Raw genomic sequence first — 16565 nt, 5'->3', positions numbered from 1 at the left:
CTGGGGCTGATGCGCCCCCTGAATGGCAACACAAGGACCTGAATTGACACCGTCAATTCAGTGACTGCTCAAATTAAGGTCTTAAAATAACCTTGCATTTTGATAAATCACCTATCAAAATGCAAGGATGATTGATCGTATTTTCATGGCCGATTTGTCGGACCGATTGTCTTTTTATCCGGGTGTTGTTTTGCTAGGCGCTCGCCAAGTGGGCAAGTCCACCTTGGCGCGGCAGGTGGCGGCGCAAACGCCAGGCGCGGTATTTCTGGATCTGGAACTTCCGGCTGACCGGGCCAAACTTGACAACCCCGCTGCATTTTTTGCTGCGCACCGTGACCACTTGGTGGTCATTGACGAAGTGCAAACCATGCCCGACTTGTTTGTGCAGCTGCGCCCCGAAATCGACGCGGACCGACGGCCTGGACGTTTCTTGTTGCTGGGTTCTGCCAGTGGGGTGTTGCTCAGGCAAACAGCTGAATCGTTGGCTGGGCGGGTCAGTTACCTGGAGTTGCCGCCTTTGCTGTGGTCCGAAGTCCAGGCCAAAGTTCAACCTGGAGGGGCTGCCCATCAAGAAGCCACCAGCGACCCTGCACACAAGGACACGCAGCAGTTGTTGGCCCTGCAATCGCATTGGCAACGCGGGGGCATGCCCCTGAGTTGTTTGGCCAAAACGGACGCGCAATCGCTGCGCTGGCGCAACGATTACTTGCAATCGGTGGTTCGACGAGATTTACCCAGCTTGGGCATTCACATTCCCAGCGAAACCTTGTGGCGTTTTTTGCGCATGCTGGCGCACCAGCATGGGCAACTTTTTAATGCTTCGGCGCTGGCCGTGGCCATGGGCGGCATCTCACCCATCACTGTGGGCCGCTACCTCGACATCTTTTGTGATGCCCTGATCGTGCGCAAAGTTGAGCCCTATTTCGTGAACCTGGGCAAGCGTCTGGTCAAGTCGCCCAAGGTGTATTTCCGCGACACGGGCTTGCTGCACGCCCTGCTGGGCATAGGCAACGCGCAAGACCTGCAAGGCCATCCTATGTCGGGATTTTCGTGGGAGGGGTTGGTGGTCAACCACATCGCCGCATTGTTGCCCTTGATCGCGGGTGGCAACGCGAGTCTGCACTTTTTCCGAACCGCCGCTGGGGCCGAACTCGACGCCGTGGTCGACACGGGGCAAGAGCGCTTGGGGTTTGAAATCAAGCTCTCCGACGCCCCCCGCGTGACCAAAGGCTTCTGGAACGCCTGCGCCGACCTGCAAGTCAGCCGCGCTTATGTGGTGGCCCCCGTGTCGAGTAGCTGGCCGCTGTCAGACAAGGCGCAGGTGATTGGGCTTTTGGATGTGGGGCGGGTCTTGGGGATTGTTGAGCCTTGACGCCGCAGCTGGCCAGGGGCGGCGACTTTGCCGACGGTGTGATTGCAGCCGATCGTGAGCTGCTGGGCGGCACCGAGTTTGTGTCATTTGAGCAGCAGGCCATTCAGCTGCTGAAGGCACAAAAACGCAAGGCGCGGTTGTTGGTTGCGTAGCTTTGAATTGGTTTCTCCAAATAACCACCAGTTTTTTCGGCGACTTTCACTGTTGTTCTGGTCTCGCTCAGGCTTCACCCTTTCCATCGCCCTTGTCACTGGCGGGCAGCAGGCCCACGTCTTCGGCAAACATGCTGAACAGGCAGCGCGTCAGGAAGGCGCCGACCTGGTGAGCGGGGTGTCCATCGGCCTCCAGGCTTTTGGCCAAGGTGGCCAGTTGTTTGGCCACTTCGCGGGTCACTTGGGCGTTGGCGTAGCAGGGGTCCAGCGCCATGGGGTCGGTCCAAATTTGGCGCAGGCGGTGGCGGATTTTTTCGTCGCGCAGGTCTTGCAGCTTGATCTGGTAACTGCGCGGATCAGGAAAGGGAATGTAGTTGCCGCCGGTGCGGCTGAACTCGGCGAACAGCTGGATGACTTGGCCCACGTCGATCAACAGGAGTGGCCGCGTTTGTAGCAGTCCACGTACCGGTCTGATTCTTGGCCGTCAGCATGGGCTTCTTTCAAAGCGCGTTCAAACATGTAGTCCCGGTCTGCGGTGGCTTGCGGCCTGGGCACGTCCAGCAGTTCGCACAGTTCAATGATGAAGCTTTGCGATGTGGCGAGTTCGCTGGCGGTGCTGATTGCCCAGCGCTGGATGAAGTTTTCGGCGCGCTCGTCTTGAGTATTTATGGGGTCCATGATTTATATCATGGACCAAAAAGAAAACTTTTTATTCAATATTTAGCGTCTTCCTGCGGATCTTCGTAGTCGTCTTGTGCCTTGATCACACGCACACCGTGCTTGCTCAAAATCTCCACATACACCGATGTGGCCCCTGTTTTGGCGGCGGCGTCCACGGCTTCGATCACGGCGCTCACGCGAACCACTTCGGCGGTGTCGGCGGTCAGGCCCACTTTGCAGTCAAAGTCCCAAAAGTCCACGCCTTTGGGCACGTCGCGGTTGCGTTCGCGTTTGAAGTATTTGCGGATGTCGTGCTTGACGGCTTCGAGCACGCGGTCGGGGTGCTTGCCTTCGGCTTGCAGAGGGAAGTTCTTTTTCATGGGGGGTCCTGAGGGGTGGGCAAGCGCCCGGTCTGGACGTGAATGCAGTGGCGAATTATCGCTGGTTTGCTTGGGCGCACGGGGCAATACGGTGGTGCACATCAAGACGGCTTGTGCATATTGATGCATTCATGCAAAAATGCAGACATGCGAACTTCACTTGATTTTCCCGACGCGCTGTTCAAGCACCTCAAAACCCGTGCAGCCCAAGAGGGCCGGACCCTGCGCGACCTGGTCATTGAGCTGGTGGAGCGGGGCTTGACCGCCCGCGAGGTGGTGGACCCGCAAAAGCGGTTTGAGGCCAGGCCACTGATCATTCCAAACCAAGGCCCATTGCCGCTGCATCTGAGCAAATTGACCAATGCCGATTTGTATGAATTGATCAACGAGGAAGACGATGAGCGAACCATCCAGCTCTTGGGGCGTGGCTGAGGCCTCGGCCAACTGGCGATTGGCAGCGGGTGATTTGCTCGATGTGAATGTGTGGGTGGGGCTGTGCAGTGCCGCTCACCCGTTTCATTCGCAGGCCATGCGCTACTGGAAATCGGCATGCGAAGCAGCAACGCCTTTGTGGTTTTGCCGCAGCACCATGATGGGTTTGGTGCGCGTGCTGTCGCAGCCCCGGGCGATGGGCCCCAATGTGTTGAATCTGACGCAGGCCATGGCCATGTACCGCCAATGGCTGGAAACGCCAGCCGTGGGATTGTTGGCCGACCCGCCTGGTTTGGATGACGCCATTGCGCAGTTACTGGGGCGTCGCGGTGAGCCCCAGCCCATTCGCTTGTGGACCGACATGTGCTTGGCGGCCACAGCCCAAAGCGCAGGCCTGCGCATGGTCACCTTCGACCGTGACTTTGAGCGTTTTGGGCTGACGCGTTGCCTGGTGTTGCCAACCGACGCCAAGCCCCACACCAACTCAGACACCGCGCTCTGAGCGCATTCACATCAGTCGGCCTTGATGCCTTGGTCCTTGATCAGGCGGGCCCAGCGCTCGGCGTCGCGCTCGACCAGTTGGGCAAAGGCTTGTGGGGTGCTGCCGCTGGGGTCCATGCCTTGTGAAACAAATGCTTTTTGCACGTCTTCACCGCCGAGCAGTTGGTTGATCTCGCGGTTGTAGAGGTTGACGATGTCGGCTGGTGTGCCTTTGGGGGCAAAAAAGCCATACCACATGTCCACGTTGACATTGCCTGCTTTGGCCTCGGCCAAGGTGGGCAGATCGGGCAGCAGGGCGTGGCGCTTGTCACTGCCAATGCCCAGCGCCACCAGTCGGCCAGATCGGATGTGCGGCAAGGCCACATGAATGGGCAAGAACATCGCGTCCACCTGGCCGCCGAGCAAATCGGTCACGGCCGGGCCGGTGCCCCGGTAGGGAATGTGGGTCAGAAACACCCGGGCGGTGTTTTTAAACAGCTCCATCGACAAATGGTGTGGCGTGCCCACGCCGGGTGATGCGTAATTGATGCGGCCTGGCGACTGGCGTGCACCTTGCACCAATTCGCCTGCGGTTTTGTAGCCGGTTTTGGGGTGCGTCACCAGCAGCAGTTGCCCCCAGCTGGTTTGCGAGACGGCCGTCAGGTCTTTCACCGCATCAAAACTCAGGCCCGGGTACAGCGCCCGGTTCATGACCAAAGTATTGACGCTCACCAGCAAGGTGGCACCATCGGGCGCGGCGCGGACCACGGCTTCGGTGCCGATGTTGCCGGATGCACCTACACGGTTTTCGACCACCACCGGGCGGTTCAGGCGCTGCGAGAGTTTGGGCCCCAAGGTGCGGGCGATCAGGTCAATGCCGGTGCCGGGGGTGAAGGGCACGATCAGTTTCAGGGGCGCTTGGCTGGCTGCAGATTGAGCCCAAGCCAAGGGGGCAGCGCCCAAACTCAAAAGGCTGGCACCCAGCAAGGTGCTCAGTTGGCGGCGTGACGGGTTCATGGGGCGATCTCCAAGTGTTTTTGGTCAATGGTCATTATTGAAGAGCCCAGCTGTGCCTTGTACCTCTGGAGTCCCTTCACCTGTCGTGTGCCGGACAGTGCCGTGTCAGCGTAAACGGTATTTGAGTTGAAAACTGACCGCACCATACAGCCGGTCTTTGAGGGGCGGCACCAGCGCCACGTTCAGGCCCCAGTGCTGGCCTTCCAGGCTGGCGGTGGGAATGAGGGCTGGAAACCAGCCACCCTCGTAAGCATTGGGGTAACCGTTGAAAGCCCCGGCCACCATGCCCAGCTTCACGCCGGCCCAAGTCCAGGGTTGGTAGTAGGCACCCACATAGTTGGAGTTGGCGTTGTTGCTGTTGCGAAAGCGCCCCGCTGTGGCTGACCAGGTGTCGTCAATGCGGTATTCGAAGCCGATGCCGGGGTTGGCGTTGCGCAGGCCTTGGTTGGTGTCAAAGTGGGCCGAGTAAAACCCGGCGTTGACCCACAGGCGGCTGGCGTCGAACTCTGCTTTTGCTGCGCTGCCTAATGTGCACAGCAAAACCAAGCTGAGGGCTTTGAGGGAAGAGCCCAAGACCAGATCAGGTGGAACTGGCAATTTCATCGGTGTCTCTCCATACAAGCCCAAGTTGCAGGCGGCGTTTTTGGGGCGTGTGCCACGCCCATCGCCCACAGGGCTCCCACAAAGTCAGAGGGTTTTGAATACCTCGCCTGCCACCCGTACCGTCTCGGCGATGTCGGCTTCAGTGTGGGCGGCGCTCACAAAACCGGCTTCGTACAAAGCGGGCGCGATGTAGACACCGCCGTCCAGCAGGCCGTGGAACAGTTTGTTGAACTTGGGGCTGTCGCTGGTCATGACCTGGGCGTAGTTTTGCGCCAACTCGGGCAGCAAGAAAAAGCCAAACATGCCGCCTTGGCAGTCGGCGCTGAAGGGCACGCCCGCATGGGCCGCAACACCTTTGAGACCGTCGACCAAACTTTGCGTGCGAGCACTCAACGCATCCCAAAAGCCGGGCTTGGCGATCTCGCGCAGTGTGGCCAAGCCGCAGGCAGTGGCCACCGGGTTGCCGCTGAGCGTGCCCGCCTGGTAGACCGGGCCGGTGGGGGCCAACTCGCGCATGATCTCGCGCGGGCCGCCAAAGGCCGCCAGTGGCATGCCGCCGCCAATGACCTTGCCCAGCACCGTCATGTCGGGCTTGAAGCCGGGGATCAATTTGGCGTACACGCTTTGTGCGCTGCCCAGGGCCACGCGAAAGCCCGACATGACTTCGTCAAACACCAGCAAGGCACCGTGTTCGGTGCACAGCTCGCGGCAGCGCGTCATGAAGGGCACGCTGGCGCGCACAAAGTTCATGTTGCCTGCAATGGGCTCGATCATCACGCAGGCCAGTTCCTTGCCGTGCAGGGCAAAGGCTTCTTCCAGCGCTGTGATGTTGTTGTACTCCAGCACCAGGGTGTCGCGCACCACTTCGGGTGGCACACCGGCGCTGGTGGGGTTGCCAAAGGTGGCCAGGCCCGAGCCGGCCTTGACGAGCAGCGCGTCGGCGTGGCCGTGGTAACAGCCTTCGAACTTGATGAACTTGGTGCGGCCGGTGGCGCCCCGTGCTAGGCGCAGCGCGCTCATGCCCGCTTCGGTGCCCGAGCTGACCAGGCGCACCATCTCCATGGACGGTACATGCTTGAGGATTTCTTCGGCCAGTTCGATCTCGCGCTCGGTCGGGGCACCAAACGAGAAGCCGTCCAGTGCCGCTTTTTGAACGGCTTCAAGCACGGCGGGGTGACCGTGGCCCAGGATCATCGGGCCCCAGGAGCCGATGTAATCGATGTATTTTTGGCCGTTGGCGTCCCAAAAATAGGCGCCCTGGGCACGTTGCACAAAGCGGGGTGTTCCGCCCACGGCGCGAAATGCGCGAACGGGAGAATTCACCCCCCCGGGGATCACCTGGGCGGCGCGGTCAAAAAGGGTTTGGTTGCGATCAGTCATGGGGTGTGTCTCCGGCTTCAGTGTTTGGTTTCGTTGAAAGGCACTTCAAAATAATCGGCCCCTGGGTGCCCTTCGGGGTCGGCTTCGTCGTCGGTCTCTTCGTCATCGGGCAGGGCCCAAAACAAGCGATCCGGGATGACCTGACCCATGCCGGGGCGAAAGCCTTCGCTCAGGCAGCGGTCCAGATAATGCAGGGCTTCGCTGGTGGCTTCAGGCAGGTCCATGCCGGTGGCCAGCAATGCGGCCAAAGCCGCGGTGAGCGTGTCACCCGCACCGGCAAATACAGCTTCAATGTGCTCGAATTTCTCGTGGGCCATGACCGACTCAGGTGACGTCAACACGTTGTCGATGTGCTGCTCGGGCAAGGGCAAGCCGGTCACCAGGGTGTAGGGCACCCCCCATTCGCTGGCGGCCTTGGCAATGTCGCGTGGACCGGGGTTGCGCTGCCCTGTCCATTCGGGCAAGAGCCAGCGTCGCAGCGTGCTGTGGTGGCCGATCAAGACGCTGGTCTGCGGCAACAGCAGTTCGCGAAAGGCGTCCAGGTAAGCGTCGATTTTGTCTTCGTCCCACCACGACAAGTTGGGCATGTAGGCCACCACCGGCACACCTTCGTAGTCATCGGCCAACTCGGCAATCGCACTCAAGTTTTCAGGGGTGCCCACAAAACCAACCTTGATGACCTGCACCGGAACGTCTTCGGCCATGGTGCGGGCCTGGTCGTTCACGGCTTCGCTGTCCAAGGGATAAAAGTCGGTGATGCTGGTGGTGTCTCGCACGTAGGCACCGGTGCACACGGGCAGGCAATGCGCCCCCACTGACGCCATGGCGACCGCATCGCAGCTCAAGCCCCCGGCACCACTGGGATCGTTGGCATTGAAGGACAGGACACAGGCCATGAGGGCAGGCTCTTGGTCGGCAAACAGCTGTTCAAGGTCGGGGTCGTGGCTGAAGTCGGTCATTAAAAGGGCGAATCTCAGGTGCTTCAGAATGATGTACGGGGCGATCGTTGAACGGCCCGATACAATCAATTCATTCTATTCGACTCTCTGATTGCGACACTGTGATGGAACTCAAAACTTGGATGTGCCTGATTTGCGGCTGGATCTACGACGAAGCCGAGGGCGATCCCGAGCATGGCATTGCTCCCGGCACCAAATGGGAAGACGTGCCCATGAACTGGACTTGCCCCGAATGCGCCGCCCGCAAAGAAGACTTTGAGATGGTCGCGATCTGATCGGCATTCGCATGCCGTAGGTCGGTGGCTTCAGCCCCGACAAATCCGGTGGGCCAAGTGTCGGAGCCGAAGCTCCGACCTACAACGAGCACCCGTATCGCAGCCTTATTCAGACAGTGTTTTCTTGACCAAGGCATAGCGGGCCAGCGTTTTTTCGCGGGCTTGGGCGTGGTCCACGATTGGGGCCGGGTAGGTTTTGCCGATCACAACCCCTGCCGCTTGCAATTCCATGGGTTTGGCCAGCCAAGGCGCGTGCAACGCGGCCGTGGGCAAGTCCGCCAATTCCGGCACATAGCGGCGGATGAACTTGCCATCTGGGTCGAACTTTTCGCTTTGGCTGATCGGGTTGAAGATGCGAAAGTAGGGCTGCGCGTCACAGCCGCTGGAGCTGGCCCACTGCCAACCGCCGTTGTTGGCCGATAAATCAAAGTCGTTCAGGTGGGTGGCGAAGTACTTTTCGCCCCAGCGCCAGTCAATGCCCAAGTCCTTCACCAAAAAGCTCGCGACCACCATGCGCAGGCGATTGTGCATGTAACCCGTCTGGTTGATTTGGCGCATGGCCGCGTCCACCAAGGGGTAGCCGGTGCGGGCTTCGCACCAGGCGTCAAACAGCTTGTGGGCGTGCGGGCCGTGTTCCCAGTGGATGGCGTCGTAGTCGGGCTTGAAGCTCTGGCCCCGGCCCACATGCGCAAAGTTGTGCAGCACCTGCACATAAAAGTCGCGCCAAATCAGCTCGGACAGCCACACGCTGGCCCCCACGCTGCCGGCCAGCATGCGCGGGTGCGCCTCGCGGGCCAGTTGGCGGATCGACACCGTGCCAAAGCGCAAATGCACACTCAAATAACTGGGGCCTTTGACGGCCGGGAAGTTGCGTGTGTCCTCGTACTGGTCAATGCGGGTCAAAAAGTCTTGCAGCAAGGCCTGCGCACCCGATTCGCCCGTGGGGATTTTCAGGGCTTTGAGGTTGGTGATTTCAAAATCAAGGTCCTGCAGCGCAGGCACGGCTTGGGCCAGGTCATCCGGCCTTGGGGCCAGCCGCTGGGCCATGGATGCCACGTCAAAGGCCTGCAGGTCCTCCGGCCTGACTTTTTTCAGCCAAGCGTTTTTGTAGGGCGTGAACACGCTGAAGGGCTTGGCCATCTGGGTCAGCACCTCGTTGCGCTCAAACACCACATGGTCCTTGAAGGTGTGCAGCACGATGCCATGGTCCGCCAGGTGGCCGCGCACCTGGATGTCGCGGGCCAGCGCCAGGGGCTCGTCGTCGTGGTTGGCAAACACGGCCTGGGCCTGCAGGTGCTGGGCCAGTTTGACGATTTTGTCTTTGGCCACGCCGTGGCGCACGATGAGGCCCGCCTGCGGGTGACCCGACATTTCCCGCAAACGGGCATCGACTTCGACCAGTGACTCGCGGATGAACTCGACCCGGCGGTCGGCGCGGGGCAGGGCGTTCAGGATCTCGGTGTCGAACACAAACACCACATGCACCCGCTGGCAGTGCTTCAGGGCTTGATGCAGGGCGGCGTGGTCACTCACGCGCAGGTCGCGCCGCAGCCAGACCAGGCCGCAAGAAAAAGGGGTTTGCATGGGGTAAGCCGGGTTGTATCAAACAATGCACATCTGGCCCAAACAGAGGAGACGGGGCCGCTAAAATCGGTGCATGACCGCCGATTCTGCCTCTATTGACCTCAAGCATCATTTCCTGATCGCCATGCCCGGGTTGGAGGACGAGACATTTGCCCGCAGCGTCATCTACGTGTGCGAACACAGCGCGCGCGGTGCCATGGGCCTGATCATCAACAAACCCTCCGACATCAGCATGCGCCTTTTGTTTGACAAGGTGGAGTTGCCCCTGCGCCGTGAAGACCTGATGCAAAACCCGGTGGGCCACGGCGGCCCGGTGCAAACCGAGCGCGGCTTTGTGCTGCACGACCCTTTGCGCCCCCTCGTGCACGATCCACTGCGCATGGATAAACCCGAACAAGAAGGCTCGGCCTACGCCTCCACCCTCACCGTGCCTGGGGGGCTGGAGATGACGACCTCGCGCGACGTGCTCGAAGCCCTGTCGTCTGGCGCTGGTCCGCGCCGCGTGCTGGTCACGTTGGGGTATTCGTCCTGGGGCGAAGGCCAACTCGAATCCGAGCTGGGTGAAAACACCTGGCTCACGGTGCCTGCCTCGGCCGATGTGATCTTTGATGTACCCATGGCCGAGCGCTATGACCGCGCCCTGGACCTGCTGGGCCTCAAAAGCTGGATGCTCTCGCCAGACGCGGGGCACGCATGAGCAACATCTCCGAAAACACCGTCCCCGCCAAGCACCAGAGTTTTCTGGCCTTTGACTACGGCCTCAAGCGCACCGGCGTGGCCGTGGGCAACCGCCTGATGAAGTCGGCCACCCCGCAAGGCACGATTGCCGCCGAGGGTGACGCCCGGTTTGAGCACATTGCCAAGCGCATCAAGGAGTGGCAGCCCGACGCGCTGGTGATTGGCGTGCCCCTCCACCCCGATGGCGGCGAACACGAAAACACCCTGCGCGCCCGCAAGTTCGGCCGTCAACTGCGCGGCCGCTTTGGCCTGGTGGTGTACGAAGTGGATGAGCGCTACACCACCACCGAAGCCCATTCTTATGGGGCCAAAGACGCCGATGCGGCGGCGGCGGCGATCATTCTTGACCAATTCTTAAGGAGCCTGCCATGAGTGCTTTGGCGTTGAATGCAGAAGCCCTGTACCTGGAGCTGCTGCGCGGCGTGCGCAGCCTGTGTCAGGCCAATACCCGCTTGGTCGGCATTACCTCGGGTGGGGCCTGGCTGGCCCAGCGCCTGCAACGTGACTTGGGCTTGCCCGGTGAGTCGGGTCAGGTGTCTTCGGTCATGCACCGTGACGACTTTGCCCAACGCGGCTTGTCGGCCGGTGGCCAGACCAGCTTGCCGTTCGAGGTCGACGGTGCCGACATCCTGGTGCTGGACGACGTGCTCTACACCGGCCGCACCATACGCGCGGTGCTCAATGAAATTTTTGACTACGGCCGCCCCGCCCGTGTGCAGCTGGCCGTGTTGGTGGACCGGGGTGGACGGCAGCTGCCCATTCAGGCCGACTTTGCCGCCGCCCGCGTGGCCTTGCCCGAGACGCAATCGCTGGCGCTGGCCCGCGATGCGGCGGGCAATTTCAGTTTTGACGTGGAGATCAAAGCCGCGCTTTCTTGAAGGCACTTCAACAGGCCACGAGGTGAAAAAAACATGCTCTACAAACGCAACAACCCCCAACTCAACAAAAACGGCGAGCTGATCCACCTGCTCTCCACCGAGGGCCTGTCCAAGGACATCCTGACCCACATTCTGGACACGGCGGCCAGCTTCGTCAGCGTAAGCGACCGCGAGGTGAAAAAGGTGCCTCTTTTGCGCGGCAAAAGCGTGTTCAACCTGTTTTTTGAAAACAGCACCCGCACCCGCACCACCTTCGACATCGCCGCCACCCGCCTGTCGGCTGATGTCTACACGCTCGACATTGCGCGCTCGTCGGCCAGCAAAGGTGAGTCCTTGCTGGACACCATCGCCAACCTGAGCGCCATGGCGGCCGATATCTTTGTGGTTCGCCACAGCGAGTCGGGTGCGCCGTATTTGATCGCGCAACACGTCGCGCCCCATGTGCATGTGGTCAACGCGGGCGATGGGCGTCACGCCCACCCCACCCAGGGCCTGCTGGACATGTACACCATCCGGCACTACAAAAAAGATTTCACCAACCTCACCGTGGCCATCGTGGGTGACGTGTTGCATTCGCGTGTGGCCCGCTCCGACATCCACGCGTTGACCACCTTGGGTTGCGCCGAAGTGCGTGTGGTCGGCCCCAAAACCCTGGTGCCCGCCGACATGGCGCAAATGGGTGTGCGCGTCTTCAACAACCTCGAAGAAGGCATCAAGGGCTGCGACGTGGTCATCATGCTGCGCCTGCAAAACGAGCGCATGAGCGGGGCACTGCTGCCCTCCAGCCAGGAGTACTTTGAGAGCTTTGGCCTCACCCCCGAAAAACTGCAATTGGCCAAGCCCGACGCCATCGTCATGCACCCCGGCCCCATCAACCGCGGGGTCGAGATCGACTCGGCTGTGGTCGACGGCCAGCAAAGCGTGATCCTGCCGCAAGTGACCTTCGGCATCGCGGTGCGCATGGCGGTGATGAGCATCGTCGCGGGCAACGAGGCGTGAGGACAGACAACATGAAATTACTCATTCAAAACGGCCGTGTGATCGACCCCGCCAGCGGCTTTGACCAAAAGGTGGACTTGGCCATTGCGGCGGGTCGCATTGTGGCCATGGGCAAGGCCCCGACAGACTTCACGCCCAACCGGGTGATCGATGCCCAGGGCTGCATCGTCGCTCCTGGCTTGGTGGACTTGGCGGCTCGCCTGCGCGAACCCGGCCAGGAACACGCCGGCATGCTGGAGAGCGAAATGGCCGCTGCCGTGGCCGGTGGCGTGACCAGCCTGGTGTGCCCGCCCGATACCGAGCCGGTGCTCGACGAACCCGGTCTGGTCGAGATGCTGCGCTACCGCGCCGAAAAACTGCACCAGGCCCGTGTACTGCCCTTGGGCGCGCTCACCGTGGGCCTCAAGGGTGATGTGCTGACCGAGATGGGCCAGCTCACGGCCGCCGGTTGTGTAGGCTTTTCTCAGGCTGAGGTGCCGATTCCCAGCACCCAGGTGCTGCAACGCGCTTTGCAATACGCCAGCACTTTTGGCTTCACGGTCTGGCTGCGTCCGCAAGAGCTGCACCTGGGCAAGGGCGTTGCTGCCAGCGGCGCTTTGGCCACACGCATGGGCCTGTCGGGCGTGTCGGTGGCGGCTGAAACCATTGCCCTGCACACGATTTTTGAGCTGGTGCGCAGCACCCAAGCCCGTGTGCACCTGTGCCGCATCAGCAGTGCCCAAGGGGTGGATCTCATTCGCAAGGCCAAGGCCGAGGGCCTGCCCATCACGGCTGACGTGAGCATCAACTCGCTGCACCTGACCGATGCCGACATGGGCTACTTTGACAGCCGTGCTCGCCTGGTGCCCGTGCTGCGCCAGCAGCGCGACCGCGATGCCTTGCGCGCAGGCCTGGCCGACGGCACGCTGGACGTGCTGGTGTCTGACCACACCCCAGTCGATGCCGATGCCAAGGCCTTGCCCTTTGCCGAAGCCGAACCCGGCGCGACCGGCATGGAGCTGCTGTGGAGCCTGGCCCTCAAGTGGGGACAAGAGGCCGGTCTACCCGTGACCCAAGTGCTCTCGCGCATCACCGCCGACCCGTCCCGCGTGCTGGGTGCCACTTTGGGCAGCTTGCAAGATTCGGTGGGCCATCTGGCGGTGGGCGGCGTGGCCGATGTGTGTGTGCTGTCCACCGAAGGCCACTGGCTGGTGCGCGACGCTGCCCTGCGCAGCCAAGGCAAGAGCACCCCGTTTTCTGGCTACGAGTTGCCCGGTCGTGTGCTGGCCACGGTGGTGGGCGGGCAAGTGGCGTTCGAGGCCCGGTGAGCCTCGCCTGCGTGAAGCGCCCTTTGTGTGCCATCCCCGGTGCACTCTTGGGGGTGCCCTTCATTCATACACCGTGCTGCTAAGCCATGAACTCTGCAAAAGCCATCTGGAAATTCCTGCGGGGACTGTGGCATGTCTTCGTGGGCATGTGGACGATTTACTTTCGTTTTCCTCAGCTCTCACCAGAGCAAAGGGAAATGCATGTGCAAGCCTGGGCCTTGCAGTTTTTGGCGCTCTGGGGCATTCACCTCAAAGTGCTGGGCCAGCCTGTGGTCAGTGGGCCAGCGCTCATGGTGGCCAACCACATTTCGTGGCTCGACATTTTGGTCATCCACGCAGCGCGGCATTGCCGTTTTGTCTCCAAATCGGATGTGCGCGACTGGCCTTTGGTCGGCATGCTGGCCACGGGCGCGGGCACGTTGTACATTGAACGCACCAGCCGCAAAGACGCGCTGCGCATGGTCAAAGACATGGCCGATGCCATGCGAAACGGCGATGTGGTGGCCATTTTTCCTGAAGGCACCACCAGCGATGGCCGCGATCTGTTGCCCTTTCATGCCAACTTGATCCAGGCGGCCATTCAGGCCAATGCCCCGGTGCAGCCCATGTCGATTCAATTCGTGGATGCGCAAACAGGTCAAATCAGTTGGGGGCCTTGCTACATCGGTGACGATACATTGCTGGGCTCCATGTGGCGCACCCTCAAGTCGCCCCCCATTTTGGCGGTGGTTCATTTTGGTGAACTTCAGCAAGCGCATGGGCGCGACCGCCGCGCCTGGGCTCATGACTTGCGCGAACAAGTGATTCGATTGCGCGACGTCTGAACGTCAACGCCCAACGTCAACGCCCGTTCGCCCAGCCAGGCTTGCAGCGCCTTGGGCTGAGCGTTCAGCCTGCAAGCCCATGAATGGGGTATTGATCAAAGACCTGAAACCACAACATCCATGGCTGCGATCAGCAAGCCCGCTTGGGGTGCCAAATGGCCAACCCGCTGGCGCAAGCTGCGAGTGGGCAAGGGTGCCGCGTAGTGGGCCAATGCTCGACGTGCTAGGCCATTGATCATGACCATCGGGCAGAGCTTGTCCGGCGACTTTTCAGAAAATTCAATGGAAGCCAAAGGGATGCTCATGCGCGTGGCCAAGGCATCGAGCAAGTCGGTTTGAACGACAACCACAAAAGGGATGCCTTGAGCAGCGGTGTCACTGGGGTTCACATGAACGTCAAACTGAGCCATCGCGCTTTACCAAGGACGCAGGTCTGAACCCGGCCAAAGCGCAGCAAGGACGGGCGCAACGCCGATTCAAGTCTTTTGCCCGCGGCACTTGGGTATGGCCATCTGGCATCTTCGGCATGTGCATTGGCGCGATCCGATGGTGACGCTTCGCGCCCCAGCGGCGACCATCAGTTCATTCGCAACACAAGCACGAACGGAGTTTTTCATGGCATCCACATCCCCCGCAAAACAAGTGGTCCTCGTCACCGGCGCATCGTCTGGCATGGGCAAAGAAACGGCCAAGCGGCTGCTGCAAGAGGGCTTGGTGGTTTACGTCGCGGCCCGGCGTGTGGCGCAAATGGAAGACCTGCGGGCCTTGGGCGCGATACCGCTGCAGATGGACATTTCGGTGGACGCTGACATCGTCGCGGCCGTGAACACCATCACCCAGGGTCATGGGGGCATCGACGTGCTGGTGAACAACGCGGGCTTTGGCATGTATGGCGCGATGGAAGATTCGACCCTGGCCGACGCCCGCTACCAGTTTGAAGTCAACCTGTTTGGCATGGCGCGGCTCACGCAATTGGCCCTGCCGCACATGCGCCGCCAAAAGGCGGGCAAGGTCATCAACATCTCGTCCATGGGCGGCAAGATGTACACGCCCTTGGGCTCGTGGTACCACGCCACCAAGCACGCGGTGGAAGGCTGGAGCGATTGCTTGCGCCTCGAGCTGGCGCCCTTTGGCATTCAGGTGGTGATCATTGAGCCCGGTGTGATTGCCACCGAATGGGGCGGCGTGATGCTCGAGCCCATGCTGGCGCGTTCGGGCCAAGGCCCTTACCACGCCATGGCCCACGGCATGGCCAAGGCGATGCGCAGCACCTACGCCAAAGCGGGTGCCGCCTCGCCGCCTTCGGTGGTGGCCGATGCCATACTGCAGGCGGTGCGTTCGCGCCGACCCAAAACCCGTTACGTCATCGGCAAAATGGCCAAGCCCCTGATGTTCATCCGCAAGTATTTCGGGGACCGCCTCTTTGACATGGCCATCATGAGCCAAGCCAAGTAGTCCGCCCCTCGAAACGCCGCACACGCCAGAAAGCCCCCCACCGTGAAACAGGCCACACGTTTTGCCCTGCAGATGGGTTGGAAACTGCTCATCCTCGACATGGGCTACGCCCCCGCCGATGTGCTGAGCCTGGCGCGGCTGCCGGGCGACCTGTTTGCACGCCCGGGTGGCGCGAGTTTGTCGCCCGCGCAGTACTTTGACCTGTGGCGTGGACTAGAGCAGGCCGCCGGCAACGACGAGCTGGCCCTCAAACTCGCGCAAGCCATGTCGGTCGAGGCTTTTGACCCGGCCATGTTTGCCTGCCTCTGCAGCCCCGACCTGAACACCGCGCTGCAGCGGCTGGCGCATTACAAACGCCTGATGTGCCCCTTGCACATGGGGGTCGACATCCGCGCAGACCGCACGCAAGTCACGCTCAGCTGCTATGGCAGCGACGAGCCGATTCCCCGCAGCTTGGGGGTGTCGGAGCTGGTGTTTTTCACGCAACTGGCGCGACTGGGCACGCGCGAGCGCATTGAGCCCTTGGCGGCCTCGGTGCCGGATGTGCCTTTGAACCTTGCGCCCTACCAAGCCTATTTGGGCTGCGCTTTGGGGACATCTGAACAGATCCAGATCACGTTTTCAGCGCAAGATGCGCGGCGGCCTTTCTTGACCGACAACATGGCCATGTGGGCCGCGTTTGAGCCTGCGCTCAACAGCCGACTCTCTGAGTTGGATGCGCAAGCGAGCCTGCGCGAGCGGGTGCGGGCCGTGTTGCTGGAGACGCTGCCCGCCGGCATCAGCAGCATCGACGCCGTGGCAAAGCGTTTGGCCATCAGCAAACGCTCCTTGCAGCGGCAGTTGGCCGACGAGTCGGTGGGGTTTCAAGAACTGCTCAGCGAGGTGCGGCATGAACTGGCGCGTCATTACCTGAGCCGCACCGACATTTCAGCCGGCGAGATTTCGTGGTTGCTGGGCTTTCAGGAAAGCAACTCTTTCATCCGGGCCTTCAGAAGCTGGACCGGCACCACGCCTGCAGCCTATCGGCAGGGGCGTGCGGGCATGGACGCCCAGTGGCATTGAGCGGCACA

22 protein-coding genes are annotated in these 16565 nt (G+C 61.3%); 13 read left to right on the top strand and 9 right to left on the bottom strand.

Annotated features, from left to right (window positions below):
- Positions 1–127: 127 nt before the first annotated feature.
- A complete protein-coding gene (locus AMM41_RS12785) occupies positions 128–1372 on the top strand; it encodes an ATP-binding protein (RefSeq protein ID WP_089958914.1) in 1245 nt (414 codons plus the stop codon).
- The gene (locus AMM41_RS21935; RefSeq protein ID WP_146186257.1) at positions 1369–1524 is read left to right on the top strand and encodes a PIN domain-containing protein; all 156 of its coding nucleotides are present in this window, start codon (positions 1369–1371) and stop codon (positions 1522–1524) included. The genes AMM41_RS12785 and AMM41_RS21935 overlap by 4 nt, the downstream gene beginning before the upstream one ends.
- Positions 1525–1591: 67 nt before the next feature.
- Here the strand turns inward: AMM41_RS21935 and AMM41_RS12780 are convergent, their stop codons facing one another.
- Genes AMM41_RS12780 through AMM41_RS12770 form a run of 3 tightly spaced genes read right to left on the bottom strand, consistent with a single transcriptional unit; the run spans position 1592 to position 2564 of the window.
- Entirely contained in the window at positions 1592–1957 is a 366-nt protein-coding gene (locus AMM41_RS12780) for a hypothetical protein (RefSeq protein ID WP_089958910.1), read from the bottom strand.
- Positions 1954–2202: a type IIL restriction-modification enzyme MmeI gene (locus AMM41_RS12775; RefSeq protein WP_089958907.1), complete on the bottom strand. Its 249-nt coding sequence runs from the start codon at positions 2200–2202 to the stop codon at positions 1954–1956. Before AMM41_RS12775 ends, AMM41_RS12780 begins: the two co-directional genes overlap by 4 nt.
- A 35-nt stretch (positions 2203–2237) precedes the next feature.
- A complete protein-coding gene (locus tag AMM41_RS12770) occupies positions 2238–2564 on the bottom strand; it encodes a DUF6172 family protein (protein WP_089959134.1) in 327 nt (108 codons plus the stop codon).
- Positions 2565–2711: 147 nt separating this feature from the next.
- Between AMM41_RS12770 and AMM41_RS12765 the strand changes: the two genes are divergently transcribed.
- Together AMM41_RS12765 and AMM41_RS12760 are read left to right on the top strand one after the other, a co-directional pair.
- Complete coding sequence (locus tag AMM41_RS12765) at positions 2712–2996, top strand: hypothetical protein (RefSeq protein ID WP_108378003.1); 285 nt, start codon at positions 2712–2714, stop codon at positions 2994–2996.
- Complete coding sequence (locus AMM41_RS12760; RefSeq protein WP_089958899.1) at positions 2962–3498, top strand: TA system VapC family ribonuclease toxin; 537 nt, start codon at positions 2962–2964, stop codon at positions 3496–3498. The genes AMM41_RS12765 and AMM41_RS12760 overlap by 35 nt, the downstream gene beginning before the upstream one ends.
- 11 nt (positions 3499–3509) lie before the next feature.
- Here AMM41_RS12760 and AMM41_RS12755 read toward each other — a convergent pair whose 3' ends face one another.
- The 4 genes from AMM41_RS12755 to AMM41_RS12740 all read right to left on the bottom strand — a co-directional run bounded on the left by AMM41_RS12755 (position 3510) and on the right by AMM41_RS12740 (position 7372).
- Entirely contained in the window at positions 3510–4424 is a 915-nt protein-coding gene (locus AMM41_RS12755) for a tripartite tricarboxylate transporter substrate binding protein (RefSeq protein ID WP_089959130.1), read from the bottom strand.
- A 174-nt stretch (positions 4425–4598) separates the two neighbouring features.
- Positions 4599–5096, bottom strand: coding sequence for a hypothetical protein (locus tag AMM41_RS12750; protein WP_228769260.1), 498 nt, complete (start codon positions 5094–5096; stop codon positions 4599–4601).
- Between the two features lie 84 nt (positions 5097–5180).
- The gene (gene hemL / locus AMM41_RS12745) at positions 5181–6476 is read right to left on the bottom strand and encodes a glutamate-1-semialdehyde 2,1-aminomutase (protein ID WP_089958895.1); all 1296 of its coding nucleotides are present in this window, start codon (positions 6474–6476) and stop codon (positions 5181–5183) included.
- A 17-nt stretch (positions 6477–6493) separates the two neighbouring features.
- Positions 6494–7372 (bottom strand): bifunctional hydroxymethylpyrimidine kinase/phosphomethylpyrimidine kinase, encoded by an 879-nt coding sequence (locus AMM41_RS12740; RefSeq protein WP_228769267.1) that lies wholly within the window; start codon positions 7370–7372, stop codon positions 6494–6496.
- Positions 7373–7539: 167 nt separating this feature from the next.
- Here AMM41_RS12740 and AMM41_RS12735 point away from each other — a divergent pair, with 167 nt between their 5' ends.
- Positions 7540–7710 carry a rubredoxin gene (locus tag AMM41_RS12735; protein WP_089958888.1) on the top strand — a complete coding sequence of 57 codons (171 nt, stop codon included), beginning with the start codon at positions 7540–7542 and terminating at the stop codon, positions 7708–7710.
- Positions 7711–7815: 105 nt separating this feature from the next.
- Here the strand turns inward: AMM41_RS12735 and AMM41_RS12730 are convergent, their stop codons facing one another.
- Positions 7816–9294, bottom strand: coding sequence for a cryptochrome/photolyase family protein (locus AMM41_RS12730; protein WP_089958884.1), 1479 nt, complete (start codon positions 9292–9294; stop codon positions 7816–7818).
- Between the two features lie 73 nt (positions 9295–9367).
- Here AMM41_RS12730 and AMM41_RS12725 point away from each other — a divergent pair, with 73 nt between their 5' ends.
- The 6 genes from AMM41_RS12725 (at position 9368) to AMM41_RS12700 (ending at position 14040) form a co-directional block, all read left to right on the top strand.
- A complete protein-coding gene (locus tag AMM41_RS12725) occupies positions 9368–9991 on the top strand; it encodes a YqgE/AlgH family protein (protein WP_089958880.1) in 624 nt (207 codons plus the stop codon).
- Positions 9988–10404, top strand: coding sequence for a Holliday junction resolvase RuvX (ruvX, locus tag AMM41_RS12720; protein ID WP_089958875.1), 417 nt, complete (start codon positions 9988–9990; stop codon positions 10402–10404). The genes AMM41_RS12725 and ruvX overlap by 4 nt, the downstream gene beginning before the upstream one ends.
- Complete coding sequence (gene pyrR, locus AMM41_RS12715; RefSeq protein WP_089958869.1) at positions 10401–10910, top strand: bifunctional pyr operon transcriptional regulator/uracil phosphoribosyltransferase PyrR; 510 nt, start codon at positions 10401–10403, stop codon at positions 10908–10910. Before ruvX ends, pyrR begins: the two co-directional genes overlap by 4 nt.
- Positions 10911–10943: 33 nt before the next feature.
- Positions 10944–11909 carry an aspartate carbamoyltransferase catalytic subunit gene (locus tag AMM41_RS12710; protein ID WP_089958866.1) on the top strand — a complete coding sequence of 322 codons (966 nt, stop codon included), beginning with the start codon at positions 10944–10946 and terminating at the stop codon, positions 11907–11909.
- Positions 11910–11920: 11 nt separating this feature from the next.
- Positions 11921–13216, top strand: coding sequence for a dihydroorotase (locus tag AMM41_RS12705; RefSeq protein ID WP_089958862.1), 1296 nt, complete (start codon positions 11921–11923; stop codon positions 13214–13216).
- An 86-nt stretch (positions 13217–13302) separates the two neighbouring features.
- Positions 13303–14040, top strand: a complete 738-nt coding sequence (locus AMM41_RS12700; RefSeq protein ID WP_089958859.1) for a lysophospholipid acyltransferase family protein — start codon at positions 13303–13305, stop codon at positions 14038–14040.
- 95 nt (positions 14041–14135) lie between these two features.
- On the opposite strand, the gene AMM41_RS12695 is transcribed toward AMM41_RS12700, so the two are convergent.
- Entirely contained in the window at positions 14136–14450 is a 315-nt protein-coding gene (locus AMM41_RS12695; protein ID WP_089958854.1) for a CcdB family protein, read from the bottom strand.
- Positions 14451–14655: 205 nt separating this feature from the next.
- Here AMM41_RS12695 and AMM41_RS12690 point away from each other — a divergent pair, with 205 nt between their 5' ends.
- Positions 14656–15495, top strand: a complete 840-nt coding sequence (locus tag AMM41_RS12690; protein ID WP_089959124.1) for an oxidoreductase — start codon at positions 14656–14658, stop codon at positions 15493–15495.
- A 42-nt stretch (positions 15496–15537) separates the two neighbouring features.
- Positions 15538–16557 carry an AraC family transcriptional regulator gene (locus AMM41_RS12685; RefSeq protein WP_089958851.1) on the top strand — a complete coding sequence of 340 codons (1020 nt, stop codon included), beginning with the start codon at positions 15538–15540 and terminating at the stop codon, positions 16555–16557.
- Positions 16558–16565 lie beyond the last annotated feature (8 nt).

This window comes from Limnohabitans sp. 2KL-3 (assembly GCF_001269405.1).
Classification (GTDB): Bacteria; Pseudomonadota; Gammaproteobacteria; order Burkholderiales; family Burkholderiaceae_C; genus Limnohabitans_A.
Note: the sequence above shows the minus strand (reverse complement) of the source record. Positions and strands in the feature narration are given on the sequence as shown.